This is a genomic window from Prauserella muralis (assembly GCF_003202285.1).
GTDB lineage: Bacteria > Actinomycetota > Actinomycetes > Mycobacteriales > Pseudonocardiaceae > Prauserella_B > Prauserella_B muralis.
In genome coordinates, this window is record NZ_MASW01000002.1 from 1,082,862 (window position 1) to 1,109,312 (window position 26,451).

Here is a 26,451-nt window from a genome sequence, read left to right on the forward strand (position 1 = left end):
CGGGCCCAGCATAGGGTGCGGCGGGCGGGTCGTCGGCCGACTCGCGCGAGATTCACCGGCCCCGGCGGATCCGCAGCAGCTCGCGCGTGGCCGTGAAGTACATGTAGCTGCCGAGGATCGTGCTCAGCACCCGTTCGTCGAGGGCGAGGGCCAGTAGCGCGCCGCCTGCCGCGCCCACGGCGGCCCCGGCGGCGAGCCGCGCCCCGATCGGCACCGACGCCGTGCCCTGGCGCAGATGCGCGGCCGCGCCCGCCACGGAGTTGGGCAGCATCACCAGCAGGGAGGTGCCGACAGCGGTGTGCGGGTCGACGCCGAACAGCAGCACCAGCGCCGGGACGGTCAGTAGGCCGCCACCCAGTCCCATGGCGGCGGACCAGGCGCCGACGAGTGTGCCGAGCGCGAGCGCGACCGGCACCACGATGGCCGGATCCTCCGGCAGTGCACCGGCGCCCGCGGTGACCGTGATCCCCGCGGCCTCGAGCAGCAGGCTCGTGCCGGAGGCGAGCAGGACGGCGCTGAACAGGATCCGCAGCGCCCGCTCGGGCGCACGCGTGACGAGCCGCGCGCCGAGCACGGCGCCCGCGACCCCGCCGAGCATCAGCGGCAGCCCGGTGGAGGTGTCGATCGCGCCGCCGCGGGCCCAGTAGACGGCCACACCCACGATCGCGATGGCGATGTTGGTGACGGTGGAGGTGCCGTGGATGGTCGCGCGGGAGAGGTCGGTGAGCCGGTCCAGCGCGGGCACCGTGACCGAGCCCGCACCGCCGCCGAGCAGCGCGCCCATGACGCCGCCCGCGAGCCCGACCCCGGCGAGTGGCCGGCCGCGCGGCCTTGTCACCGCCGCGCCGGTTCGGCGGCCTCCGCCTTGCGGGCCCAGATCGTGGCGAGCAGGGCACCGGAGACGTTGTGCCACACGGAGAACAGCGCGGCGGGCAGTGCCGTGAGCGGGGCGAAGTGCGCGGTGGCGAGGCTCGCGGCGAGGCCGGAGTTCTGCATGCCGACCTCGATGCTGACGGCGCGCCGGGCCGAGGCGTCGAGGCGGGCCGCGCCGGCGGCGAGGTAGCCGAGCGCCAGCCCGGCGCCGTTGTGCAGGATCACCGCGAGCACCAGCAGCAGGCCGCTGGAGGTGAGCACGTCGGCGTTGGCGCCGATGACCGCCATGACCACGGTCATGATGCCGGCCACCGACACCAGCGGCAGGTAGGGCAGTACCGCGTCGACAAAGCGGCCCGCGAGGGCGCGGATCACCACGCCCGCGACGATCGGCAGCAGCACCACCTGCACGATCGACTCGAACAGGGCGCCGAACCCGACGGGCAGGTCGGACCCGGCGAGCCACAGCACCAGCGCGGGGGTGAGCAGGGGAGCGAGCAGCGTGGCGACCGAGGTGAGCGTGACCGACAGGGCGACGTCGCCGCGGCCCAGGTAGACGATGACGTTGGAGGCGGTGCCGCCGGGCGCGGAGCCGACGAGCACCATGCCGACCAGCAGGGCCCCCGACAGGCCCAGCGCGGTGCCGATGCCCCATGCGGTGAGCGGCATGACGACGAACTGCGCGAGCAGCCCGAGCAGCACGGCGTGCGGGCGGCGCAGCACGAGCGCGAAGTCGGAGGCCCGCAGGGTGAGCCCCATGCCGAACATGATGATGCCGAGCAGCAGCGGCACGTAGTCGGTGAGTGCGGCGGCCTGGTCGGGGATCACCAGCCCCAGCACGCCGGCCAGCAGGACCAGCAGCGCGAACCAGCGTCCGGCGAAGTCCGCGAGTGCGCGGAGCGGTCCTCGCTGTGTCGGCATGGCAACCCCCACATCGTCGCTGATCAACCGGGCCGACACACTCTAGGACAAGGATTCACCCGAATGGGAGTACCAGTCCGCAGGGTGGGACGGCCGGTGGCTGTGTTGGCCACCTGCGTCGTCGTGCTGGCGCGCCGTGTGTGCAGGCGTTCAGCCGAACAGCTGCTCCACCGACGTCGCGGTGGCCGCCCGGCGGATCCACGTCTCCAGCTGCTGCAGGTCGGTGCAGCCGGTGATGCGGCGGCGGATGTCGTCGGGAACCTCGATGCCCCGAGCGGCGAGCACGGCGAGCAGTGCGGTGGCCTCGCCCTCGGCCCGGCCTTGGACGACGTTCCTGCGGACGAACTCGCTCTGGTACTCGTACTCGTGGGTGCCGAGCTTCATCAGTGCCTCCAGGTGATGCCGGGCAGCTTCCGGGAGCGCCGCGAGCACAAGGTCATGGTACAGGGTGGTGCGCTGGGCATCGACGGTTCGCAGGGCCGTGAGCAGGGCGTGGAACACCTTGTCGCGGTCCGGGTGGGTCCCGTGCGCCATGGCCGACAGCACGGCGAGCTCCGGAGCGCGGGCGGCGTCGCCGACGTCGGTGACGACGGGAACGCGATCGGGGCCCAGCACCACGGGTGCCAGCGTCCAGCCGGGATGGCCGAGTTCGATCGGCGTGGAGCACCAGGCAGCGGTGGCGATGTCGGCGCACACCACCAGCAGCACGGCGGGACAACGCAGGCGCGCGCGCAGCGTCGCCAGGTAGACCGGCCAGCTCCAGCGCTTGCCGCGGTCGCGGCCCAGTTGTGCTTCGACCACGACGGCCAGCGCTGGGGTGTCCGCGGTGGTGAGGACGACGACGGCGTCGGCCCGGTATTCGGTGGGGTTGAGGTCGGGCAGGTCGCCGGAGTCCAGCCGTGCGTAGTCGAAAGGGGGCAGGCGCACACCGAGCGGTCCCGCGAGGAGTTCGGCCGCGAGTGACGGTCGGTTGCGGAACAGCTCCAGTAACGCTTCGTGCAGGTGTGAGGGCACGGGGTGAACGTAGTGAGAGGGGCTGACAGTTCAGCGGGAGGGTGTGCCGGTGGGCAGCAGGAGCTCCCGCAGGGCCCGGGCGGCGGGCGAGAGCGGCGCCGACCGGCGCAGCAGGCAGGCGTGCCGCCACTGGCGCGGTTCCAGCGACACGATGGCCACGCCCGCGTTCCGGCCGAGCTCGGCCAGCGGCCGCGGGAGCACCGCCACGCCGGCTCCGGCCAGTGCCAGGTAGAGGGCCGAGCCGCGCAGCCCGACCTCCACGACGGGCTCGAAGGCCCGGTCCAGCCGCGCCGCCTCGCGGGCGAGGATGCCGTGCACCACCGTGCCCGGTGGCCCGGTGACCAGATCCATCTCCAGTAGTGCCGCGAGCGGGAGAGCGGCACCGTCCGGGGCGGGGACGCCGGGCGGGAGCACGGCCACCAGTTCCTGGTCGGCCAGCGTGTCCGCCACGAGGTCGCGGTCGGTGGGCCGCCGCTCGTCGGCCAGTGCCAGCTCCGCCGCACCGGAGAGGACGGCGTCGCGGACGTCGTCCGGTGTCTCGGCCTGCACGATCCGCAGCCGCACGGCCGGATAGGTCGCCCGGAACCGGCCGACGACCTCGGCGAGCGGGTCCAGCAGCAGGCCGGGCAGCGACACGACGTCGAGGCGTCCGGCCACGAGTCCGGCCACCTCGCCCACCCGCGCCCGTGCCGTCTCCAGCTCGCGCATGATCCGGCGGGCCGAGTCGGTGAAGGTCTCCCCGGCCGAGGTGAGCCGCGTGCCGCGGGGCAGCCGGTGGAAGAGGGCGGTGCCGAGGTCGTGTTCGAGCACCTTGATCGCATGCGACAACGCGGGCTGCGAGATGTGCAGTGCCGTCGCCGCGGCCGTGAAGCCGCCGTGGTCGACGACGGCGAGGAAGTACTCGATCTGACGCCGTTCCATGGCCCACCTCTGCCTTGCCATAAACAGTTTCGATGGCTGACCCAGCGTAAGAAGTATTTGTCGTATGGCAAGCCGGGCGGTGCAATCGAGACACGCTTCGACGAGGAAGGGCGGTCGGCGGATGCAGACGACGGAAACGGCCGGTGCCGGTACCGAGGTGGTGCTGCTCGGCACGGCGGGCGGGCCGCGGGTCCGCACCGACCGGGCGGGGATCGCCTCGGCGGTGGTGGTCGACGGCGCGCTCTACCTGGTGGACTTCGGGTACGGCGCGCTGCGGCAGCTCAAGTTCGCCGGGCTCGGCCTGGCCGCGTTGCGGGCGGGATTCGTGACGCACCTGCATTCCGATCACGTCGCCGATCTGGCGAACCTGCTGCTGTACGGCTGGTACGACGGGCTGGAGGGGATCGCCGAGCCGGTGCGGCTCTACGGGCCGGGCACCCGGGGGAGGGCGGCCGCGGTCGCCGCCGGGATGCCGGAGCCCGGCCTGGTCGGCCCGGACGACCCGGTGCCCGGCCTGGCCGCGACGATGCGCCATCTCTGGCAGGCGTTCGCCACGGACGCCAACGACCGGATCCGGGACAACGGGCGCAGCCACCCGGATCGGCTGCTGGCCGTGCACGACATCGCGCTGCCGCACGGCGTGGCGTTCGACGCCGACTCGGCGCCCGCGCCGCCGATGGAGCCGTTCGTCGTCCACGAGGACGAGCGGGTGCGGGTGTCGGCCATTCTCGTGCAGCACGCGCCGATGACGCCGGCGTACGCGTTCCGGTTCGACACCGCGCACGGGTCGGTGGTGTTCTCCGGCGACACCGGGGTGTGCGACAACATGGTGACGCTCGCGACCGGCGCGGACGTGCTCGTGCACGAGGCGATCGACGAGCAGTGGGTGCACCGGCAGTACCCGGACGACTCCGACCCGGTGGCTCGCGCCATGATCGCCCATCACACCACCGCGCACACGTCGATTCCCGACGCCGGCCGCGTCGCGCGCAAGGCGGGTGTCGGCACGCTCGTGCTGAACCACCTCGTGCCCGGGGTGAGCGAGCGGCCGCGCTGGCACGAGGCCGCCGAGCACTTCGGCGGCACCCTGATCGTCGGTGCCGACCTCGACCGCATCCCGGTTTCCCACTGACTCCCCGCGGAGGCTCCCATGCAGCAGTCAGGAACCGCATCATCCACACGGGAGGTTCGCAAGGTCGCGATCTCCGGCCTGCTCGGCACCACGCTCGAGTTCTACGACTTCCTGCTCTACGGCACGCTCGCCGCGCTCGTCTTCGACAAGCTGTTCTTCCCCGACCTGAGCCCGATCGTCGGCACGATCGCCGCCTTCGGGACGTTCACGGCTGGCTACCTCGCCCGCCCGCTCGGCGGAATCCTCTTCGGACACTTCGGTGACCGGATGGGGAGGAAGTCGATGCTGCTGCTCACCATGACGATGATGGGCACGGCCAGCTTCCTCATCGGACTCCTGCCGACCTACGCGACGATCGGCGTGTGGGCGCCGATCCTGCTGACGGTGCTGCGAACCGTGCAGGGGATCGCGATCGGCGGCGAGTGGGGCGGTGCGGTGCTGATGACGGCCGAGCATTCCGGGACCCGCAGGCGGGGTTTCTGGAGCAGCTTCACCGTCATGGGCGCACCGCTGGGCTCGCTGCTGTCCACCGTGGTGGTGATGGTCGTGGTGGCGCTGCCCGAGGACGACTTCCTCGCGTGGGGCTGGCGAGTGCCGTTCCTCTTCAGCATCGTGCTGCTCGGCGTCGGCATGTTCGTGCGGCTGCGGGTGGCGGAGAGCCCGGTGTTCGCGCAGGCGATGCGGCAGAGCGCGGACAAGCCGGCCCGGCGCCGGATCCCGCTGGTGGAGATCCTGCGCCGGCCCCGCAACCTCGTCCTCACCACCGGCATCGGGCTCGGCCCGCTCGTCATCCAGGCGCTGTGGAGCACCTTCCTCATCACCTACGCGGTGCGGGCCGGGCACGCCGAGTCGTTCGTGCTGCTCGGCCTGGCGGTGGGCTCGGCATTGCAGCTGTTCGCGCTGCCTGCCGTCGCCGCGGTGAGCGACCGGGTCGGCCGCAGGCCCACCATGCTCGCCGGGGCGCTGGCCACCATCGCCATGGCCTTCCCGCTGTTCTGGATGATCGACTCGGGTTCCGGGGTGTGGCTGATGGTGGCGCTCGTGCTGGGCCGCAGCGTGCTCCAGCCGCTGACGTACGCGCCGTGGCCCGCGGTGATGGCGGAGAGCTTCGGCACCGAGAACCGCTACACGGGTGCCTCGCTCGGCTACCAGCTGTCGTCCATGATCGGCGGCGGTTTCGCCCCGCTCATCGCCGCCAGCCTGCTCGCCGCAGGCGGGGGCGAGACCACCTACGTGGCGCTGTTCCTCATGGGCGCCAGCGTCGCGACGGCCGTGGCGGTGTGGCTCATCCGCGAGACCAGGCACGTCGACCTCGCGGGCGACCCCGCGGGCACTCCGGCCACCCGCGCGGTGCGCTGACCGGCTCCCGTGTGTTGGCCCCTAGCGGGAGCCGGAGTGGTGGACCGGCCGCAACGCCGGTCCACCGGTGCCTCGACGGCCCATGCGACCGGCTATAGTGTCGACTCACCAGGCTCGATGCCAGCCGCCAGGCTGCGGTCGGGCCGGTCCGGGGACGGCAGATCCCACGGTTTGGGGCCGGTAGCTCAGTTGGTCAGAGCAGGGGACTCATAATCCCTTGGCCGCGGGTTCGAGCCCCGCCCGGCCCACCCTTCTGACCAGGCAGAATCGTTCGCGAAACTCTCCTTCAAGATCACTTGTCCATGGTTGTGTCCATGGGCTGCGCGTTGACGGGCCTGCCGTGCAGACCGGACGCTGTTTGTATGACCAGGGCAGCAGAGGGCGGCGACCGTCGCGGGCGGGGCAACATCCGCCGACGTGGCGGCTCGTTGCAGGTGCGCGTGTACTCGGGCGTCGACCCGGTGACCGGCAAGGAGATCTACCTGTCGGAGACCGTCAAGGGCACCGACAAGGCCGCGTATCGGCGCGCCGACAAGGTGATGACGAAGCTACAAGCACAGGTAGACAAGCAGCGCTCGCCGAGCACGGCCGTGACGTTCTCGTATGCCATCGATGAGTGGCTACGGACGGCGGACATCGAGCCGACGACAAGACACGGCTACGTCGGCTACATCGACCGCACGATCCGGCCCGCACTTGGCGATGTTCCAGTGAGCAAGCTCAGCGCGCGCAACCTCGAAACGCTCTACGGCGAACTGCGCCGCTGCCGCGTGCGCTGCGACGGCATGCCGTTCATCGACCACAAGGCCGAAGGCGAGCACGACTGCGAGAAGGCGAAGTGCAGGCCGCACGAGTGCAAGCCAATGGCACAGTCGTCAGTGCGGCAGGTTCACTCGATCATCAGCGGTGTACTGGGCGCTGCGACCCGCTGGGACTGGATCAGCTCGAACCCGGCGAAGGTCGCGCAGCGGCCACGTCAGGTACCTCCGCAGCCCGATCCGCCCTCACCAGCGCAGGCGGCGAAGCTGGTCGAGAAGGCGTTCGAGCTGGACGAGGCGTGGGGCACGCTGGTGTGGCTCGTGATGACGACCGGAATGCGCCGCGGAGAGGTCTGCGCCCTGCGGTGGTCGCGCGTCGACCTGGACGAGGGCATTGTTGAGGTGCGCAGCAGCTACACGACGCTGCGTGGCGTAGGCCGCGAGAAGGACACGAAGACCCACCAGATGCGCCGCATCGCGCTCGACACGGAGACGACCGTGCTGCTGCGCGAGCACAAGAAACGCTGCCAGGAGACGTACGCGGAGCTGGGCGCGGACTGGAGCGAGGACTCGTACGTCTTCGTCGGCATGCGTGGCGACCTCGACAAGCCGTATCCGCCGGATGCTGTGTCGAACCGCTACAAGAAAATGGCGACCAGACTCGGCATCAAGACACACCTTCACGCGCTGCGGCACTACTCAGCAACCGAGCTGCTAACGGCTGGCATAGACCTCCGTACCGTTGCCGGTCGTCTCGGTCATGGTGGCGGTGGAGCGACAACACTACGGGTCTACGCCGCGTGGGTAGCGGCGGCCGATCGAAAGGCTGCCGAAGTTCTCGGTTCGCGTATGCCTAAACGCCGCTCGTCAGGCTGATTGACGGGCGTTACATTCAAATCGTGAACCTATCTTTTGCTATCGATACCTTGGTTGCAGCGTCCTATTAAATATGTCTCCCAATGGCTTGGTGCCGGCTGTTACCGCGGCCATATCGTGTTCTACCTGTTCGATCGTCGGCAATCCGGTCGTGTGTACCGTGAATGGCGTTCCACCATTCACGGTGGGATTGGCGAAAATTCTGTTTAGGGTCGATGTTGTCGCGGAAACGATAGTTAACCAAGTGTGTAGGAATCGAAGCCGCCGGTAAGTTCGATAGCTATCTGTTGCACGACTTAAAAAGAGCCCCCTTCCGTCCCATCCGATTTCCTTGGTCGCTTGTGCGGATATTTCGTCCAACGTCCTCTTATGGGCGCTGAACTCGTACCCTGTGGAACTCGTAGACGTCAACATATTGAAATCTCCGGGTCGGTATTTGTCGATGACTTGCAGGCGTTCTTTTGTGCGACGCAGTGCTTTTTCTAGCCTGTCGGGTATGTGAAACTCAACCAGGGCGGATTCGGGAATTTCCTGCCATGTAAGCTTGCCTGAATTGGACCCAACTTGAAGCGTTTTCCTCCAGTGTTTCCTTAAGGACCAGCCAGGAAGAATTCCGAGGCGTGGTGTGGAGTCTCCCCCTTCGTCTTCGCTGAATAGCTCAAAAATGCATTTGCCATGCGTCAAATGGTCGCATGCCACGGTGGATACCAGTTGGGTGAACAGGCGGAAACCGTCGCGGCCACGGTGATAGTCGAGTTCATGCAGGAGACTGCTAATGATGTCGTCGCCACGAGTATGTTCTATGCCCTCATATCCAATGCCCGCTTTGTATGCGTAATGCTGGTGGTGCAAGTCTTCCTCCAGCATGAATAAGTACAGATTCCGATTTGTGTTAGACTTATGCAAAGCGGATGTCTCAGGCGCAATGAGCAGAGCTCGGTGATGAGTCGATGCACGAGCCCGCAATGGAGTATTCATTAGCAGTTGTCTGCCTCGTCTTCTTGGACTCCGGGCCCGTCCTGTGTGTTGGCTTCTCCTTCGATTATCTTGGAGAATTCATCTATCATCTCGCTCAAGCGAGGAGTTAGGATATCGCTACGTAACACGGCTCCTCTATCTCGTCCTTCTGGAACCAGCCAGGCTGCCACGAACACGTCTTCGAATTCACAGTGGCCGATCCACTTGAACATGGTTGCGAGCTTCGTGTCCAAATTAGGATGGGACTCCTCTAGATTGCCGTATGCGATATCATCGTAGGATATTCCAAACTGATTGAGTGATTCCATCACCTGTTGATGCCGATTCGAGCGGTTGATCTTTCCGGCTGAGAGACCGAAAAGAGCGTGGTCCATGTATAATGCCGAGATAGCTGCGTCCAGTATCTTCTGTGGGTCCTTGTCTAGTAGTTCACGCCAAACTCTCTCGAAAACGTCGAGTAAGTCGGATCGCTGGCGAGCAAGCCCGGCCACAAGAGCCGCACCAGAAAGTTGCAACAGCATTAATACCGGCTCAGACCACAGCGAACCAAGGACGTGCTGGTGAAGTCGTTGTACCGTTGAGAGTAGCCGCGCTCTCGCACGTTCAGTTGCGATGACCAGCCCACGCAAGCACGGCTCGAGGCTCGCTCTGATAGGTACCTGGTCCTCGAGAACATCTTCGAGGAGGTCTTGGTGGGCTCGGTAAAACGCCCAGCCAAACACGTCAGGTCGGTCGCGATCCATATCTGTCTCAACGCGTGTCGCGACTCTCGCGATGGGGGCTCGGAGCTTTTCCTGCAACGCAGCCCTTCTCGCTGTGAGTCTGTCCAGGCTGAGGTTCGGCCATTGGTCGTCAACGTCTCTATGTACGGCCTCACATTGTTCGAAGAGTGTTGACAGCGAGGACAAAGGCGAGGCCCATTTGTGTAGGGCCTCGTCGAGCCGACTCAATGCTGCGCCAGCGGCTAACGTTCTGCCGCTGCTTACATCCCGAGCCCACGGCCAGAACTCGCGTTCAAACGTGTCCATCAGTGACACCGCCTCGTCGATGGACTCGGTGGCGATAGCGCGGGCAAGTAACTGGTTGATATTCGCTACGGAGGTGACTCGATGTCCTTCCACAGTCTCCTCGAAGCGAAGCCCATCGCGGAGATTTCGAAGCAGTTCGGCCGGAACAGGGCCAAGGTTACGAACGTTGTGATCGTATGCCTGGGTAACTATCCAATTCGGGAAGTCCACGGTAAGTGCGTGCGTGTAGTCGTATAGACCTAACACCGCTTGTGTATAGGCAAGAGCGACGAAGTCTACCAAATTGTATAGGTGGCCATCAGACGCCGTCGTACTGACGACGCTATCCTCACCGGAGTTCGTTTCTGACGCCTCATCTGCATTCGTGTTGGCGGACTGCTGCGTCGTCGCGACCCTAGCCGGGGCAACGACCGTCTCAAACCAGAGCCGGGACTCGCCGAAGAAGCCTCGCGACATCAGCCACCGGGTTGGGTCGTCAATCTCGCCAAGAATTGACGCGAGCTGAGGCAACTCGCGCCCGCCGATTAGCTCGCTGAGCACCTGGGCGAGATGACGCTCAACCCACAGCGCATCGGCGACTGTCGTTGCTTGCAGCGTGGTGGCTGTCGCTAACGCGATCCCGACCTCGTGGTGATCTGTAAGGAGCCAATCTTTGTGCCTAATCCTTTGAGAACACCAGCCAGGAAGTTCGATCAGCGTCCCTTTCCGCTTAGCATATTGCAGCCAGATGGCTAATGTGAATCGTGCTGCTGTCTGCGTTCTTGGATCCGTTCCGGCGTATTCAGCGGTAACATTGGCTACTGTCCGTTCACGTTCGCGAATCAAATGACAGAGATCGCGCAGGACGAGAAGAGACTGGGTAGTTCGCGCTCGACATAGACGAGTGCGTAATCCGGTCGGATCGCGTCCAGTCAACCGCGAAGCCTGAGTGGTCCATCGGGTGAGATCTCGTTGCACCATGGGTAGTAGTCCAACTGGCTCGAGCAGGCCGTAAAGTTGAGTTCGTAATCGGCCGAACGACAACAGCACGAAGGCACCTAGGATTGTCACAACACATAGTGACAACCGGTTAGGCTGGCTTTCAGCCAAGGGCAACGCCAGGATCACAAGTCCGAATAGGACTGCCTGCACGTACACGTATGCATATAGTTTGCCGCCCGGCAATCGTGTGACGAGATCACGTACCCTCGATGTGGCGTCCTTATACGTTGTTGAGACTACGAATGCAACGGTGGCAAAGTATACACCGGCAAGCGTTCCTGTGACGGCAAGAGCGGCTGTCACAATTGCTTGGTAGTTCAAGCCTGGCGGCGGTTCCTGGCCCAGCCACGAGGCTATTCCGGATAGCCATGTGGGCGGCCATGTCCAGTGGGCGACTGCATCTGTCAGATATGTTCCGAATCTTTGAGTGGCAGCGACAAGAATAACGGCAACGGCAACGGCAACGGCGACGCGTCCAATCGATTTTACAAACAGCCACGCCATTGATCGTGATTCGCTTAAGTACGCAGCAGACTGCGCGAAGACGAACGCTGTCCTTGCCCTTACGCGTACCAGGCGCGTCCGTGTGCGCCAGTACCTCGGCGTGGACAGAGCCCGAGTCCGCCAGCGGAACATGCTAGTTGGCAACCCCACGGTTAGACCTTTCGACGCGCAATCTTGAAGCAGCGATGGTGAGTGTATGACGACGGACCTTCAGTTCATTCGAGGTCGGGAGATTGGCCTCCGCCCGCTTCGCGGTCCCAACGCGGGTAGGCGTTCATCACGTACGTCGAGGCTGTGGTGCCGTGTGGAGGCGATCCGTGATCAGAGTTGGCTTGCACGACCGCGTAGCCTGTGGCCGTGGCTGATGAACGTGGTGCATGGCAGACCTTCGGTGAGCGGCTGATCTATGACAACCGTTGGGTCAAGCTTGGCTTGACCGACGTCCAGGCCCCGAACGGGCGGCGTTGGGAGTACCACGTCGTGCACCTCGCGCGCATCGCGATCGCGCTGATCGTCAACGAGCGTGACGAGGCGCTGATGCTGTGGCGGTATCGGTTCGCAACTCAGCAGTGGGGGTATGAGCTGCTCGGCGGGCTGGTGGACGATGGCGAGGACTCGGCGGCGACGGCCGCACGGGAGGCCGCAGAGGAAAGCGGATGGCAGCCTACCGGGGACGGCGAGCACCTCGTGAGCTTCGAGCCCCTGCCCGGTCAGGTCACGGCCCCGATGGACATCTACCTGTGGCGGGGCGCTGAGCGCATCGGTGAGCCGACTGACACGGAAGAAGTCGGGCGTGTCGAGTGGGTGCCGTTGTCGAGGGTGAACGAACTCGCCCAGCGGCAGGAACTTCTCGGCTCCGGCACCCTCGTCGCGTTGCTCTACTACCTGAACTCACGGACGGCGTGACCCGGTCGGCAGGACCAAGCCGCTGAGTCGCCGTAGGTGGCGGTCGGAGCGGATCTGCTTGCCGAGTTGCCGGGCCTGCCGTGCGTAGCGCTGGGCTTCGTCGCGGTCGCCTGCAGCCGCGTGGGCGTAGGCGAGGTCGACCAGCATGCCGACTCGGGCGCGGACGAAGGCCGCAGGCAGACGGGGGAGCGCGTTCGTAAGCTGTTCCACGGCGTCCGGTTCGCCGAGTTTGGCGAGCGCGTTGCCTCGCCAGCGGTCGAGGTGCGAGTCACCCAAGAACAGGAACGGCAGCCTTGGGTCTCGCGGGTCGGCTGGCAACAGCGCGTCGGCGGTGTCGAAGGCTCGCAGTGCGTCCGCTTGCTGTCCGGTCGCCGCGAAACCCTCGCCGCTGGCGGCGGCCAACCAGGCTCGCAACAGCGGCGACGCCTCGCGCTCGGCGAGTGAGCGCGCGTGTTCGAGTTGCTCGGCCGCGTGCTGCGTCTCATCGATGTCGATCAGCACGAACGCCTGCTCCGCGAGCGCGTGAGCGAGCATCGTCGCCGAGCCAGCCTCCCGGGCGGCCGCCTTGGCGCGCTCGTAGTGCCCCCACGCCTGGCCGATTGCGTTCCGGTCGAGAGCCACCCAGCCCGCGAGCGTTGACGCCTCGACGAGCACGCTCGCCAAGGCCTCTCGCTGCCCGCGCGCTGTGCTGTGGCTCAGCAGGCCTTCGAGCTGCTCGATCAGGTGTCGTAGCTGGTCGAGTAGGACGATCCCACCGAACTGGCGGTCCGAGCGACGCGCGCTGTCCACCTGCTGGCGGAAGGCCTCGACAGCGCCTGCGTCGACGCTGCGCGCGAGCGCGAGCCGTGAGCGCAGTTCGCTGACCTCGTCGTCTTCGTCCTCCTCAGGGAAGCCGAGTTCGCTGTTGGTACGCCCGTATACGTCCCTGAACAGCCGCCGGTACGGCTCGTTGACCTGATCATGGCCGTTCTCCCAGCGCGAGAGCTTCGTCTTGAGGCTGCTCGCGTCCATCACGGTAATGCCGAGAGCGTCTGCCCGGCGCACCAGAAGATTGATGACTTCAGCGGCCTTGTAACCGAGTTCGTCCTTCCGGACCTTCTGCAACTTCGTCGCTGAGGGCATCAGATATCGCCGCCACGATAACCGCTCTGACCTGCGGAGTTAATTGCGGTTAATGGTTCGTCGGTTAACTTCCGCCACCTGCGAAAAAGGCTTCTTCTGCCGTTTCCTGGGGTCATGAACAAAGACCTCAAAGGAACGCCACAGCTACCGCGGACGGCGTTGCGCGGCCGGGTTGACGACGGGTGCGACGCGCTCCGCCATGGTGTCGAGCCGCCTCGTGATCTCTTCCAGTCGGCCCTCGATCGCGGTCAGGCGCGCGAGCACCTCATCCATCGTCGTGTTGCCGGTTTCGCCCGGCCTCAAGGGTTTTCGCCCTGCCAGCACGGCCGCCAGGTGATCGGGATGCCATTCCAGGGCAAGCGACAGCGCCTCGAGCGTGCGAGCGCTACGACGGCGCTCGACGGTGCGGTGTTGGAGTTCGCGCACGATCGCCTGCGAGACATGCGAGCGCTCGGCGAGCTCCCGCTGACGCAGTCCGAGCTCGTTCATGCGCTCGTTGATCGCGCGCGCGACCGCAGCCCAATCCTCGGTCACCAATTCCTCCGTGGTCCGCCTCCGCGCCGAGATTAGCGCTTCGTTGCCATTCCGCGGGCTCGGCTCGCGCGAACGGGCCACATTATGTCTCTATTCAAGCTGAAATCAGCTCAAATTCACGCTGAAATTCTACGAAGGAATTCATTCATGGATACCCCCATGCCAAATTCCGGTGCGCCGGTCTTCTACACCGTCCGAGAGGCGGCGCGGGTGCTCCGCGTCGACCCGTCCACCCTCTACAGGGCCATCAGGGAAGCGGCCTTCCCCGCGGTCCGTATCCGCTACCGCTATGTCATTCCGGCCGCGGCGTTGGACCGGCTGATCACCGAGGCAGCCGAGTCGGGACAGTGCGTCGATCCGGCGAGGATGCTCGCCGAGCGCCGTGTCGCCCGGGACATCGCCCGGCTTGCAGGCGGTGATGCGCGATGAACCGCGACGACTACGACGAGATCGCCGAGGGGATCGACTACCTCGCGCCCGTGCCCGATGACGTGCTCTGCGAGGTGGTGACACGGGACGGCCTGTGCTTCTGGGCCTTCGACCGGGACACCATGCCCGACCTCTCCGGCGAAGTGGACCCGGACCGTGCGCTCGCGGCCGCCGCGTGCGCGGGCTGCTCGGTGATCCGGGAGTGCTTGGAACTGGAGTTGCGTGCTGCCGGAGCCCACACGGTCGGGATCTGGGGCGCGCTTGCCGAGGACGACCGCCGCGAGGTGCACCGTGTGTGGAAGTGGCGGCACGTCAACCGGCGCGCAAGGGGAGATGAGCCGGAATGACGATCGACCTCACTCCCGAGCAGGTCTTAGCCGCTGCCGGAGCGCTGTTCGCGCTCGTGCTGGTCTGGCGTATGGGCACCCGGCGGGCGCGCAAGGCCGCCGAGGTGGCGCGGGCAAGTGCACGTGTGGTCTCGCTCGCCGGACGCGTTGTGTTCATGGCCGCAGCGTTCGTCGGTGTCCAGTGGCTGGTCATCGCGAACCCGGGAAACACCACGCTGCTGATCGTGGTGCTCGCGCTGCCCGACCTTCTCGCTGCGTACGTCCTCACCAGGACGCTGACGGTCACGTCGATGGACACGACGAAGCGGCGGGGTGACCGTCGATGAGTCCGCAACGACAGAACAGGGAACGGGTGGCCGCCTCCGGGCGGCCACCCGGCCCGGCCCGCAGCGCGGAGCAGCTTGCCCGGGAGGCCGCCGAGGCAGCGGAGCTGCGTTGGCATCAGACCGCGCCCGACGTTGTGGCGCTTCGTGTCGAGCGCATCCGGACGCAAGTTGACCGCCTCTGCTGGGCTGGGATCGTGCTCGGCTTGGCGTTCACCATGGCCAATGTCCAAGCGTTCGCGGCAGGGAGCGCGGTGGCGTGGTCGCTGCCGTGGCTCGCGGCGTGGTTGCTCGACCCGACAGTGTCGCTCGTGCTGCTGGCAATCCTGCGAGCCGAACAGGTGACCGCGCGCTATCAGGTCGCGACCGGACCATGGGTGCGACGAGCGAAGTGGTTCACGCTGGCGGCCACGTACGTGATGAACACCTGGGAGTCGTACGTGGCTGGCTCGTTGTCCGGAATCCTGCTGCACTCGGTCCCGCCGTTGCTGGTGTTCGTGGCGGCCGAGGCCGTGACGGACCTACGAGACAAGCTCACCGAGACCGTGCACGCCGCGTTCATGGAAGCGGCATCGCGCGGCCGTGAACGGCCGGCCCAGTCGACACACAAACAGCCCACCCCCGCCCGACGCAAACTGTTCCACGACTACTTGGACGAGGCACGTCAGGCGTGGTCGTCCGACGTTGTGATCTCGCCTGCGTGGGTCCGTGAGGTGACCGGGTGTTCGCGGGGCCTGTCGTCGCGCCTCGCCGAGGTGCTCGGTGCTGAGGTCGCTTCCGGAGGTGACCGCACATGAACGGGCGTCCGGGATTTGTGAACGGCCACGGCTCCGCGGTTGCCAGGGACCGTTCACGAGGTCTCGCCGAGGTGGACCCGGTGCTCGACGGCGAGTTGGTCGAAGACCAGCCGTTCGCCGCCGTGCGGATACCGTGGCGCCGCCGGATCAAGCGCTGGTGGCAGTCTTCGCCCCGAGTGCCTCGGAGCCTCAAGACGCAGGCTCAGGCGAAACAGGCCGCGAAGGATTGGACGGTGGTGCTGCTGCGCTCGCCGTGGCGTTTCCTCGGGGCCGTCGTGCGCGGGGTCGTCACCGGTGCCCGGCTGTGGAGGCGGTGGGTCGCCGTGCGCGATTACCGTGAGGCAGCCGAGGAGTCGCAGAAGTTGGCCGACAAGTTCGGTGACATCCGCGAGCTGACGTTGTTCCGGTGGAAGGTGACGGCCGCAGTGCTCGCGGCTCTCGCCCTGGTGGGCGTCCTCGTCCGCGTTCTTTACGGGGAGCGTCCCTTGTGGATAGCCGGAGCCGTGGCATCCGTGGCACTGGCCGTGCTCGGGAGGCGCAAGGACGGAAGTCCCGGCAGAAAGCCGTCACTCGCGGGACCGCGAACGTTGACGTGGACGATGGACCCGCAGGTGCTCGTAGACGCGTTCCGCGACGCGAAGCTCGTCGGCAAGGATGAGACGCTCCGGCTGGTCGAGCGCGCGACTCGCGTCGGCGACGGCTGGGCGGTCACTGTGGACCTTCCGGCGACCCGGAAGGCAGCTGACGTTGTCAAGAATCGGGAGGCCTTGGCGTCAGCGCTGGCAGTGGATGAAATCCAGCTCATCGTCGAGCGGGTTCGCGGCAACGGTGGTCACGCGGGCCGAGTGGCGATGTGGGTTGCTGACGAGGACCCGTATGCGACACCACCGTTGCGGACGCCTCTACTCGGAGTTCGGCAGTGGGACGCGTGGCGACCGGTGCCGTTCGGGCGAGACGCGCGCGATCGGCGGATCGACTTGCCATTGGTGTGGACTTCGTTGCTGGTTGGCGCGATTCCGAGGCAGGGCAAGACGTTCGCAACACGCCTCGCGGCAGCTGGGCTGATCCTCGACCCGCACACCCGGTTGTACGTCGCGGACTTCAAGGCCGGAAAGGACTGGATAGCAGCCGAGCAGGTCGCACACCGTTTCCTCTCCGGCGACGACACCGAGCACGTGCTCGCCTTGAAAGACTGGCTCGTCGAGCTGGTCTCCGAGGTGCAGAGCAGGTACCGGAGGATGCGCGAACTCGATGACGAGATCTGCCCGGAATCGAAGATCACGCCCGCTATCTCGCGGGACATGTCGCTCAACATGCCCGTGACGGCGATCTTCATCGATGAGGTGCAAGTGCCGCTGGAGGACCGGACGCCCGTCGAGGTACAAGGAAAGAAGCTCACCGCAGGGGAGTACATCGGCGATCTGTTGACGTGGCTGGCGAAGAAGGCGCCCGCGGCGGGGATCGTGCTCGTGCTGGCTACCCAACGCCCGGACTCGAAGACCATCCCGTCCGGACTGCGCGCCGTGCTCGGCTCACGGTTCGCGTTGCGGGTCATGGATTGGCGGGACAGCAATATCGTGTTGGGAGAGCAGATGAACACCCGAGGTTACGACAGTAGTCGCCTGCTCCCATCACACAAGGGCGTCGGCATCCTGCGGCCGGACGGCGAGACGGAAGCCGGTTCGGATGTACTCGCAATGACGGTGCGCACCTACTACATGCCGGGGGAGGACTGGCAGGAGATCTGCCGTCGTGGCCGTGGCCTGCGCGAGGCCGCCGGGACGCTGACCGGGCACGCTGCGGGACAAGATGCGGAGCTATTGCTCGACTCGGCGGCGGCCGCCAAGGCGATCAGTGCGACACCTGCGCACGATTCGGCACAGGCCGCGCTGCCGGACCCGCTGTCGGCGGTGGTCGACTACCTCGGCGAGCACGGCCAGGGGCGTGAGTTCGTGCCGACTGCCGAGCTTGTCGACGCGCTGGACGTCGAGCCGAACGCGTTCGGGCGGCAGATGAACGAGCTGGGCTGTCGTTCGGACCGTGGCCGCGTCGCAGGCGAGGACGGCACCGTGCGGCAGGTGCGCGGCTACCACACGGCCGATCTGCGCGCAGCCATCGCGGCGTATCGCGACGAGCGTGCTGTTGGCACGGAGCGGGCTGACGGAAGCTGAACCTTCACCCGTCACACCTCGCCCACAGACCCGTCACGCCGTCACACCCGGCGTGACGGGTTCAGTGGCTCTCTGACCTGCGTGGATAACCGTCGTGACGGGTGTGACGCGGGCAGGCATACCCGTCGTTCACGAGGCCCCGAGCGCTGGGCGCGCCGGTCATCGGCAGGGGCCTGGGAAGCCCGTCACACGTCACGGAATACGTTTACGTCAGGTATGTTCCCTTGCCCCGCAACGTGACCACGAGACCGCGCTCGACAAGCGCCCGGATGGCGCGGGCCACGCTGTGCGGTGATACCCCGTACTCGGAGGCGAGCACCTCGCGGTTGGGTAGGCGACACCCGAATTGCCCCGCCTCGATTCGTTCCACGAGGTGGTCAAGCACTTGCTGCCAGACGTACTCTGGTTTCTCCGGGTCGACCTGAGAGCTGGGCGCCCGGCGTGGCCGCGATGTGTGAGCGTCAGGGGTCACGGATCGACCTCCACTTCACGATCTTCCTCCCGGTCCCGAGCAAGGTGCAGGAACTCGGTAGCGATCATGAGCAGGTTCCGCCCGGCCGAATTGAGCTGCTGCGGGTCATAGGGCCGGTCCTGGTCACGCTGAAGCTGGAGAATGCTGATACCAAGCTCGCACCGCTCCCGCACCCACCGGTCCTCGTGTGCCTGACGCGCCGCACGCATTGCACGAATCTGCTTCGGGTGACGACCCACCATGTCCGGCTCCGGTTCCGGGTCCAGCCACTCATCGGTCACCAACCCGCCGAGCACGTCCAGAGCCGCGTCCCGCTGCGCCTCGTCGCCCTCCAGCGCAGCCTTGATCGTCAGCCACTGAGCCGAGTCCAACGCCGCGTAATGCCCGCCGGCATCAAACGACCGGTACATCACCGTTCCTCCAATCCAGGGGAAACACCGTCGGCGATCGCTGTGACGCCACCATCAGTCCCATCCGTCACGACGGTCCTGCGTGGCGGCTGAGCAGCAGGTTTCCTGTCGCATTCGACCAGGCTGTTACGCAGCGAGATCAGCAGATCGGCCAGCGAATCTACGGCCCGGCTCAGGTCGTCCAACTGCCGTTCAATCCTGGCGATGGGTGCATCGAGGTCGTCAGGCTCGGTCATCGGTGCCACCAAGTTGAGCCGGTCCGGACACCGCGCGTAGGCATAGCTCGCATGGCATACCTCGCGGGCCGTCGAGTAGTTCGAGCTGGTCTCGGCCGAACGTCGCGCCACAAAGGGCGGTCAACATGGGCGGCGGTTGCTCAGCGTCCGGTACCGGGAAGACGTGGCACATTCGTCGCGTCTCGCCCACGATGCCCGGCAGCGAGCGAGCTAGGAAAATGGGCGTGCTCATGAAGCCTTGCCCCAACGGTGAGGTGCCGCGAGGCGTCGACTCCGGCCGTTCCGCTCGGGGGAAGCGTCGAGGTTCGACGGAACGGCCGGAGCCTTGAGGGCACGGTGCTTGCCAGGGCGGTTCTCACTCACTGGGACTGGTCTGAGTACGTCGACGCGGGCGAGGCAGCGTGAGCACGGCCGCGCGGGCGGTAGCAGCATCGAGCCAGGACGGACCGTGTGACCGCACACGGCGGCATAGAGTCCCTGGTGCTTCCGCGGACCGCGCGCGAACTCGTGATCGGTCACGGCATGCTCCAGACCATCTCGCTCGCAGCGATGCCAGACCACATCGAGCCACCTCCCGTGTTTCACAGCCAATCTCCCCAAGCTGAGTAATCGCCATTACCAGTGACAACGTCGTATGTAAGACTGAAACCAGCTTGCGATCAGCGGTACGACGAGAACACGACATGGACCCGACACGAGGCCGACTTATGGGGACCAGCGACAACGGGCGGCAGGCACGCACCGTCCTTGAGCACGAGATACGCGAGGTGCGAAGGCAGACGCTCCAGGAGTTCGCGGACTACGCCGAGCGGTTCGCCCGGCAGCACGGCGAGCCGGGCACGCTCAGCCTCCGCCACCTGGAGCGTCTCGTGGCGGGGCGAGGTCCGAACGGCAGGCCCCTCGGAAATCTCAGGCCAGCGACCGCCCGGCTGCTGGAGCGCATCTTCGGTATGCCTGTGAGCGAGCTGCTGTCACCACCGACGAGCCACGCCACCCCGGACGACGGCGAGCTTGAGCTGCGCGCAGGTCTGCGGACCGCCGCTCGTGTAGATGGGCAAGTGATCAATCTCCTGTACGAGCAGCTCAGAGGCATCCGGCGACTGGACCGGCAGCTCGGGGCGGTCGTAGCCCACGGGGAGACGACCATGAAGGCTAGCCAAGTCGCCCGGCTGTTGCGGCACAGTCTCATGCCCGCGCAACGCGAACAACTGGCAGCGCTTCTGTCGGAGGTCTGCACCCTTGCCGGTTGGCAAGCGCTCGATGCCGGACAGGTATCGACAGCCTGGCGGTTCTACGAGAACGCTCGGACCGCGGCGCACGAGTCTGGAAACGAGCTGTTCGAGGTCCACGCGGCTGCTGAGCAAGCGTTCGTGCTGATCGATCTCGGCGAGACCGCGCAGGCCGTAGAGCTGCTCTGTTCAGCTCGGGAGCAGGCGCGGGCGAGCACACCGCGAATCCTTCAGGCCTGGCTCGCCGCAGCGTACGGGGAGGCGCTCGCTGCGGACGGTCGGAGGACGCAGAGCCTACGCGCGTTCGACTCGTCGGCTGCGCTGCTACCGGCGAGCAGCGCAGACGCAGACCGTCCGTACGTCGCGCTGGACGCCGTGCACTTGGCTCGCTGGCGCGGCCACGCGCTCGCCCGCGTCGGTGAACTCGAAGCGATCGAGGTGCTGACCTCAGCCCTGGATCGTTTGGACCCCACGTTTGCCCGCGCTGAGACCAGCCTGAGGATCGATCTCGCGTCAGCGTTCATTGCGTACGGTGAGCCCGAACAGGCACACCATCATGCTGAACACGCGCGAGCGCTCGCGGTAGAAATCGGCTCGGCACGTCAACAGAGGCGCCTATCGCGGCTTACTTGAATCTGCAGCTCATATGGCTGAACGCGTCTCCATCGGCTGCGAGCGACTCGGGGACCGCGTGTCTGGGGCAACGCGTCGCACGTAAGATCCTGTCAGGCCGACCGAGAAGTCCCGGACATTCAGGGGCTACCGAATGAGTCAATGGTGTCCGCGTCACTGCTGCCATGTGACGGGCTTTCCTTTTTGCAATTTGATCACTGCCTAGCGGTGCTGCGGCGTCAGCCTACCGGAAGACATCAGCGAAGGTGAATGCAAGCTCGAGAGCAGATTCGTTGCCGGCAGACGCGAACGCTGCCAGAATCTTCCGAAAAGCGGCGACGCCACCTTCATCTAATAGCACGAGTTGTCGATGCTCGGCGAGACGGCGCTTCAGATACGGGATGACCACATTGCTCGAGAGCGGGTCATATGCGTAGACACCGTCGGCTGCGATCGCCTCTGCGATAGCGAGAAGCGCCCGCCGTTCATTCAGTGGAGCTAGGAAGACGAGTGTCTCCACCACGTGGTGGACGATGGGCGCCACTTTCGTTCGCGCACAGGTGAGGAGGACAGGCAATGCCAGGACTGCAAACCGTTCGTGGCTTGCGTCGGGAGCCGGGACAAAGTCGCTGCGCTTGCCGTCGAATGCGCCGCTGGCAAAGTAGATTTGGCTTGCGCTGCTCTCCATGACCTTGAGTGCGTGCTGGAGCTCATTCAGGTTGGTTCTCGGCAGGTCGGCGTTGGGAACATGTTCATCTGGGTTGCGATTCCAGCGTGCGAGAGATGTGCAAGCAGCCGTCGCCACCATGTCGAACGCGCGGTCTTGCACGGTGGGGTCAGCTGTCGGCGCTAGGTAGTTGCGGACTACGTGGATTGCGCGTAGCGCCTCTCCTGATTGAGGTGCAGTGGTGACCCACCTACGCACCGAGTCGGTCGCGAAGGGCGTGTGGTGGTTCATAGCCAAGAACATCAGGATATCGACGGTGGGGTCAACGCCCTCGTCCTCATTCGCTTCGCCCTCGGCTTCGTCTGTGGCTCTGTTGGGTTCGTTGGCGAGTTCGCGCAGTACCTCGTCGACCTCCTGTGGCGACCCGTGAGCCTCCGAACCGAGGATGCGCAGAAGAACGTTTCTCACGTTGGAGTTCGGCTCGCTTCTGAGGAGTTTGCCGAGAATGCGGATGCGACTCGGCGCGCTGTCGCCAGCGAAGACGGCGCGGAATGCGCGAGTAGCGGTCATCCGAACCACGGGGTTCTCGTCTGCGATAGCGGCCTTGATCCGGCTGACGATTAATTCGCCATGCTCCGACGAGCGCCAGACCTCTCGGCATGCGAGACTCACCAAACCTTCGATAGCTTTGTCGCGCCTTCCGGGACTCCATGCCGTCACGAGAGAAACCTCCCAGCATCGGGACTGGCAGCTGCTTCGGTAAGCACGCTCAGGACGAGCGGGGCGTGAGAACTGCCGGGGCTGGTGGCCTCCGCGCGTGCGAGCCTGCTGGCCACATCCACCAGTAAGTAGTGAAGTTGAACGGGAATTGTGTCTGCTGACGCGAATACGTCGCTGGTATCCACGAATGCGTCAGACAGTCGGGCGATGGCCTGCGACTCTACTGACTTGTCATCGCGCGTTTCGTTCAGCAACTTGTTCAGCTTTCGGGCGGCCTCCTCTATCTCCGGGCTTAAGGTAACGCCTTGCTCGAGCATATGGTCAATTGGTGACCACGGTCGTGTCTCAGCGATCACCAACGGCGGCGGGGGAATGTCAGGGGGTACGTTGCCCAGGCGTTCACGGTGCGCAGAGATCGCATCATCCGAGATCGTGTCAGCGTCCAGGCATCCAACAAGCACATCTTTGATGTGCTCGCTTCGGCCGTTCTGGTCGACTAGGTTGATTGCATTCCGGACGGCGGCCTCGAGTTGCTGATGGAGGATGGTTCCTTCCTGAGCAAGGGCTTTCAACAAGTTCGCAGCCTGGGAGAACGTGTCGGGATGTGCTAGCAGGGTGCCGGACTCGAAGGCTGGGAGAAGAACGCGGCACAGCCTGGCGGGATGTTTTGGTTCATGCATCAAGGCAGCCCACACCCAGCCATCGTGCACCTTGCTTACCAGTAGGCCCACGGCCGTTTGTGCTGCGCTTTCCTGCTGCTCCGGAAGGGCCTCGGCCAGGGACGCCAGCATCTTCTGTTCGTCGTCGTTCCTGTAAGGGCTGAAACCAAAGCCATAGCCATGTTCGAGCCAACCCGTCGTGCCGTCGGCCACCATCGGCCACATATCGGTCTCGTTCGCCGAGTCAGCGCCTCCGAATACGTCGCAAATGATTTCGGCAGCAGTGATGATGTCGTTGGCGCAGATCTGCGGATAGATTACACCGAGCTGATACGCAGCGTGTTGCGCTTGCTGCTTCCGAGATTCACGAAGGGGCATGATGGCGCTGCCTCCGAAGGCAACGTCTTCGTCCCGGGTCTCCTCGAAAGTCATCGAGGCAGCCGCAAGCCTCCGGGCGAGGTGTGGGTCTTGCGCCAGCACAGGGAGGATAGCGTCTGGGAGCCATGTCAAAACGGTCCCGCCCCACTGGGCGAGCGCAGCATCGTCGTCAAGGAGCCGCTCGACAGCACCGCGGACCTCGGCGCTGACGCCGATGACGTGTTCAAGCTGCCCGACGAGGGCGCCGGCGAGGTTTTCCATTCTAGCTGCGTCTGAGCGAGCGGCGTCGAGTAGCGCAGCGATGGTCGCGGCACGTTCGGCGGTACCCGCAGCGGTCGGGTTGTCGGCCACAGGTGCGCGGCTCTGCAGTGCACGAACTAGGTCAGTTGCCAGTGCCGCAACCTTGTACGATGTCACGGCACTGTCGGCGAGACGGTTCGCGAGTACCGCGAGCGGGAGCACGGCGTTCGAAGGGTCGGGAAGGACTGCGCGTGCACGGAAGGCGCCAATAGCCTGGCTGGTCAAACGTTCTCGGGGGGAAAGGTCACCAGAGACAGTCGCCTCCTCGCTGCTTGTAGCGAGCTCGAGCAGGTCATCGGGCTCGTGTGCAAGGTTCACGACGCGCGATGCGACCGCAAGGGATGCAAGGACATGTTCGCTGCCGGCGACAGACAGCGCGGTCGGCCAGAACCCATCGCTTGCACGGGCCTGCCACAGCATGTCCACGAGAAGGTCGAAGCTCGGTCGAGCAACCAGTGGCAAGGTCGGGTCGGCGTCGAGCCGTTTCACCAGGCCCTTCGGGTCAAGCGGGTGATAGAGAACGTAAATGGCGGTGGCGTAGTCGAATAGGATGTTGTGGGAGAACGCCAAGACTCGCCCGACACCTGGTATCGGTCCGTCCAAGGCGCTGAGTACCCCTTGGCTGAGAAGACTTTCGAGTGCCGCGCTGTCGGTTCCGAGAACGGTCGGTTCCTCTTCGACGACCTGCAAACGACGCCCCTCAAGCATGCTGGACGCCAGGCGCTTCAAAAGCGCCTCACGCGCAGGCTTGTCGGCGTTGCGGATTCGCCAGTCCCAGTAGCGGCCCAGCAATTCGACCCGGCTCCGCACCTGGAGAAGCTGGGCATGCTGGACACCCGTGAGCTTACTGGTAAGTTCGGCCGTCAACCGCAGATTGAACGGGTTTCGCAGCAGCTTTCGCAGATCAGAGGAAGCCTGTGCGAGCACCGATGCGAGTGGCATCGGTGCAATAATCGCCCGGTCCAGGTCTTCGTCGCTCAGGTCACCCACCAGCAGGTGGCGCACACCGGCGAGTCGCGAGTCGACCATACTGGCGTCTGTCGACAACGGCTGGCCAGCGAACGTTCGCTGCAAAGGCTGGCTGTTGCGAGTGTCGAAAGAACGAGCAGTCGCGACCACCTGCCACCGCGTACCCGCCAAAGCCAAGACAATGGTACTCAGCGTTTCACGGTCCTCGGAGCCACGCAGCGCGTCCACCCCGTCAATCACAACGAGCCCAGGTGGGCCGGCCCATGCCCGGAGGACTTCCTGCAGCGGTGCGTTCGTGCCGAGACGGTTCGTGCCCGCGACATCAGCAGCGCGAAGGACGATGACCTCCTCGGCGTCCAGGCGTGCGGATGCAAGTTCCTGAACGACCGCCGACTTCCCGGACCCGGCATCACCGACAACGAGTATGTGTTCTCGACCGGCTGTTTCACGAAGTTTTTGTGCCACAGAACGGGAGATATACAGACCCCCGGCGACGGGCAGTCGAGCTTCTGCCTGCAACGCTTGGAGATTCGCTGCGGACCGTTGGCGAACAACCTCGATATCTGAGGCGTACCTCGCGGGCAATGTCGTGCCGACACCGTGGTGGGACAACGCACGGACGAGTGCTGCACGGTCCCGCCACTCTCGAGCCGTTGAAGAAGCCTGCCCCTCAGCGACGAGAACCGTCCAAGCCACCGACCCCTGAGAGAGGTCCGTGAGCCCACGTTGAAGTGTGCTGACGGCGGACTGCTGGTCCTTTCGACCATCTTCCAGGTCGAGTGTGAGGACTCGGAGGCTCTTGAAGAAGGTGCGCAGGTCTTCGTCTGACGGTTCGGTGCCGCGTGCAGCCGCCCACAGGCGGCGGGTGTGGTCGAGCGCGACCGTCAGCGCGGCATCCTGCTTCGCAGTTAGTTCTTTCCCGAAAGCTGTTCCGGCCGGTTGAGAGGCAACGCGCTTGAGTGCATGAGCCAGGTCGTTTCGAACAGTGGCGGAAGCGGAGTAATCCGTGCACAACACAATAACGTCGCGGGTAGGATCAAGTGGCCGCCCGCGTGAGCCCACTTCGGGGACAGTGCCATCGAGGTACTGGAGCACCGCCTGCTCGAATGCCTTCGCGAGCGGGGAGTCCTTGGCTGTGCCCAGCCCCAAGCCGACCTTCGCCTGGACGAACACGCCATTCCCGACGTCGGTCAGAACTGCGACGTCATCAACCTCGAAACCGTTCTGCGCACCGACCTGAGCCACAATGCCAGGAGCCAACGGGATCTGGAGCGGCTCCTCGGCGACAAGGTAACTCGCCGCCCACGCAAACACCCGGTTCTGGAAGCCGACTCCTGACGCACCGGCTGCGCCACCGGCAGACGCGGCTGACGTCACAGCGCACTCATCCCAAGGGCAGCACAGTCACCGAAAAGTTTTGCCACACGATGACGATACCGGGTCAGCTTTGTAGCAAGCCGTTGCCACCCGTAACGGTGTCGTGCTGTAAACGCGCGGCGACCACAGTCAGATTGCGCGGTGCCGAAAACGCCTGGCACTAGCGGAGGTCTCAACCTCATGCGGTCAACAACGTCTATATGTGGTATTTTGGCCCTTGCCACATTTACCGCATGGTGGAAGTCTGTCGGTGTTGTCGTCAAGACGTACTGACCACGAACAGTTAGTACAGCAGTACTTCCCCACGCCTGGCTTCTCGCCGACATTGTGCATGTGCGCTTCCCCTAAGATCAGTCTGAATGTAGCTATACAGGTAGTCGGTTGTGTTGCACAAATGGTTACAGGCGTCCTCAACACTTCGCGAGGTTTCAGCTGATTGGAGCAGCAT

General features: G+C 65.3%; 23 protein-coding genes and 1 tRNA gene. 11 read left to right on the forward strand and 13 right to left on the reverse strand.

The genetic code is table 11. The features are described 5' to 3' along the window. Positions 1-52: 52 nt before the first annotated feature. The 4 genes from BAY60_RS16275 to BAY60_RS16290 form a co-directional block, all read right to left on the reverse strand. On the reverse strand, positions 53-838 hold the full coding sequence (locus BAY60_RS16275; protein WP_112281763.1) for a sulfite exporter TauE/SafE family protein: 786 nt from the start codon (positions 836-838) through the stop codon (positions 53-55). Further along, positions 835-1,794, reverse strand: a complete 960-nt coding sequence (locus tag BAY60_RS16280; protein ID WP_112281764.1) for a bile acid:sodium symporter family protein — start codon at positions 1,792-1,794, stop codon at positions 835-837. The genes BAY60_RS16275 and BAY60_RS16280 overlap by 4 nt, the downstream gene beginning before the upstream one ends. Before the next feature lie 150 nt (positions 1,795-1,944). Further along, a complete protein-coding gene (locus BAY60_RS16285) occupies positions 1,945-2,808 on the reverse strand; it encodes a hypothetical protein (protein ID WP_112281765.1) in 864 nt (287 codons plus the stop codon). A 30-nt stretch (positions 2,809-2,838) separates the two neighbouring features. Next, entirely contained in the window at positions 2,839-3,729 is an 891-nt protein-coding gene (locus tag BAY60_RS16290; protein WP_170160425.1) for a LysR family transcriptional regulator, read from the reverse strand. 121 nt (positions 3,730-3,850) lie between these two features. Here BAY60_RS16290 and BAY60_RS16295 point away from each other — a divergent pair, with 121 nt between their 5' ends. The 4 genes from BAY60_RS16295 (at position 3,851) to BAY60_RS16310 (ending at position 7,854) form a co-directional block, all read left to right on the forward strand. Continuing rightward, positions 3,851-4,861, forward strand: a complete 1,011-nt coding sequence (locus tag BAY60_RS16295; RefSeq protein WP_112281767.1) for an MBL fold metallo-hydrolase — start codon at positions 3,851-3,853, stop codon at positions 4,859-4,861. Between the two features lie 18 nt (positions 4,862-4,879). Further along, a complete protein-coding gene (locus BAY60_RS16300; protein WP_112281768.1) occupies positions 4,880-6,220 on the forward strand; it encodes an MFS transporter in 1,341 nt (446 codons plus the stop codon). Positions 6,221-6,394: 174 nt separating this feature from the next. Continuing rightward, a tRNA-Ile gene (locus BAY60_RS16305) sits at positions 6,395-6,468 on the forward strand. A 114-nt stretch (positions 6,469-6,582) separates the two neighbouring features. Continuing rightward, positions 6,583-7,854 (forward strand): site-specific integrase, encoded by a 1,272-nt coding sequence (locus tag BAY60_RS16310; RefSeq protein WP_112281769.1) that lies wholly within the window; start codon positions 6,583-6,585, stop codon positions 7,852-7,854. 39 nt (positions 7,855-7,893) lie between these two features. Here the strand turns inward: BAY60_RS16310 and BAY60_RS36760 are convergent, their stop codons facing one another. Both BAY60_RS36760 and BAY60_RS36765 read right to left on the reverse strand, forming a co-directional pair. Next, positions 7,894-8,721 (reverse strand): hypothetical protein, encoded by an 828-nt coding sequence (locus BAY60_RS36760; RefSeq protein ID WP_146771019.1) that lies wholly within the window; start codon positions 8,719-8,721, stop codon positions 7,894-7,896. Positions 8,722-8,831: 110 nt separating this feature from the next. Beyond that, a complete protein-coding gene (locus tag BAY60_RS36765; protein ID WP_146771020.1) occupies positions 8,832-10,400 on the reverse strand; it encodes a hypothetical protein in 1,569 nt (522 codons plus the stop codon). 1,302 nt (positions 10,401-11,702) lie between these two features. Here BAY60_RS36765 and BAY60_RS16320 point away from each other — a divergent pair. Continuing rightward, positions 11,703-12,251, forward strand: coding sequence for an NUDIX domain-containing protein (locus tag BAY60_RS16320; protein WP_112282420.1), 549 nt, complete (start codon positions 11,703-11,705; stop codon positions 12,249-12,251). Here BAY60_RS16320 and BAY60_RS16325 read toward each other — a convergent pair. After that, on the reverse strand, positions 12,237-13,373 hold the full coding sequence (locus BAY60_RS16325) for an NsdA family TPR-like regulatory protein (RefSeq protein WP_112281771.1): 1,137 nt from the start codon (positions 13,371-13,373) through the stop codon (positions 12,237-12,239). The two genes, BAY60_RS16320 and BAY60_RS16325, sit on opposite strands and share 15 nt — an antisense overlap. A gap of 144 nt (positions 13,374-13,517) precedes the next feature. Then, the gene (locus tag BAY60_RS16330; RefSeq protein WP_112281772.1) at positions 13,518-13,907 is read right to left on the reverse strand and encodes an XRE family transcriptional regulator; all 390 of its coding nucleotides are present in this window, start codon (positions 13,905-13,907) and stop codon (positions 13,518-13,520) included. Between the two features lie 147 nt (positions 13,908-14,054). Between BAY60_RS16330 and BAY60_RS16335 the strand changes: the two genes are divergently transcribed. Genes BAY60_RS16335 through BAY60_RS16355 form a run of 5 tightly spaced genes read left to right on the forward strand, consistent with a single transcriptional unit; the run spans position 14,055 to position 17,974 of the window. Beyond that, on the forward strand, positions 14,055-14,336 hold the full coding sequence (locus BAY60_RS16335) for a helix-turn-helix domain-containing protein (protein WP_112281773.1): 282 nt from the start codon (positions 14,055-14,057) through the stop codon (positions 14,334-14,336). Then, entirely contained in the window at positions 14,333-14,683 is a 351-nt protein-coding gene (locus BAY60_RS16340; protein ID WP_112281774.1) for a WhiB family transcriptional regulator, read from the forward strand. The genes BAY60_RS16335 and BAY60_RS16340 overlap by 4 nt, the downstream gene beginning before the upstream one ends. Next, positions 14,680-15,009 carry a hypothetical protein gene (locus BAY60_RS16345; RefSeq protein WP_112267873.1) on the forward strand — a complete coding sequence of 110 codons (330 nt, stop codon included), beginning with the start codon at positions 14,680-14,682 and terminating at the stop codon, positions 15,007-15,009. The genes BAY60_RS16340 and BAY60_RS16345 overlap by 4 nt, the downstream gene beginning before the upstream one ends. Then, complete coding sequence (locus BAY60_RS16350) at positions 15,006-15,803, forward strand: hypothetical protein (RefSeq protein WP_112281775.1); 798 nt, start codon at positions 15,006-15,008, stop codon at positions 15,801-15,803. The genes BAY60_RS16345 and BAY60_RS16350 overlap by 4 nt, the downstream gene beginning before the upstream one ends. Then, a complete protein-coding gene (locus BAY60_RS16355) occupies positions 15,800-17,974 on the forward strand; it encodes a cell division protein FtsK (RefSeq protein WP_112281776.1) in 2,175 nt (724 codons plus the stop codon). The genes BAY60_RS16350 and BAY60_RS16355 overlap by 4 nt, the downstream gene beginning before the upstream one ends. A gap of 205 nt (positions 17,975-18,179) precedes the next feature. On the opposite strand, the gene BAY60_RS37910 is transcribed toward BAY60_RS16355, so the two are convergent. From BAY60_RS37910 to BAY60_RS36770, 3 genes are read right to left on the reverse strand one after another with little or no spacing between them, the layout of a single operon-like run. Beyond that, positions 18,180-18,446, reverse strand: a complete 267-nt coding sequence (locus BAY60_RS37910; protein WP_112281777.1) for a winged helix-turn-helix domain-containing protein — start codon at positions 18,444-18,446, stop codon at positions 18,180-18,182. Continuing rightward, positions 18,443-18,859: a hypothetical protein gene (locus BAY60_RS16365; protein ID WP_146771021.1), complete on the reverse strand. Its 417-nt coding sequence runs from the start codon at positions 18,857-18,859 to the stop codon at positions 18,443-18,445. Before BAY60_RS16365 ends, BAY60_RS37910 begins: the two co-directional genes overlap by 4 nt. Then, positions 18,856-19,092: a hypothetical protein gene (locus BAY60_RS36770; protein WP_146771022.1), complete on the reverse strand. Its 237-nt coding sequence runs from the start codon at positions 19,090-19,092 to the stop codon at positions 18,856-18,858. The genes BAY60_RS16365 and BAY60_RS36770 overlap by 4 nt, the downstream gene beginning before the upstream one ends. Positions 19,093-19,799: 707 nt before the next feature. Here BAY60_RS36770 and BAY60_RS16375 point away from each other — a divergent pair. Further along, positions 19,800-20,954 (forward strand): NsdA family TPR-like regulatory protein, encoded by a 1,155-nt coding sequence (locus tag BAY60_RS16375; protein ID WP_112281779.1) that lies wholly within the window; start codon positions 19,800-19,802, stop codon positions 20,952-20,954. Between the two features lie 223 nt (positions 20,955-21,177). Here BAY60_RS16375 and BAY60_RS36775 read toward each other — a convergent pair whose 3' ends face one another. Further along, entirely contained in the window at positions 21,178-22,320 is a 1,143-nt protein-coding gene (locus tag BAY60_RS36775; RefSeq protein WP_146771023.1) for a hypothetical protein, read from the reverse strand. Beyond that, positions 22,317-26,003, reverse strand: a complete 3,687-nt coding sequence (locus BAY60_RS16390; RefSeq protein WP_146771024.1) for an NACHT domain-containing protein — start codon at positions 26,001-26,003, stop codon at positions 22,317-22,319. The genes BAY60_RS36775 and BAY60_RS16390 overlap by 4 nt, the downstream gene beginning before the upstream one ends. Positions 26,004-26,451: the final 448 nt, after the last annotated feature.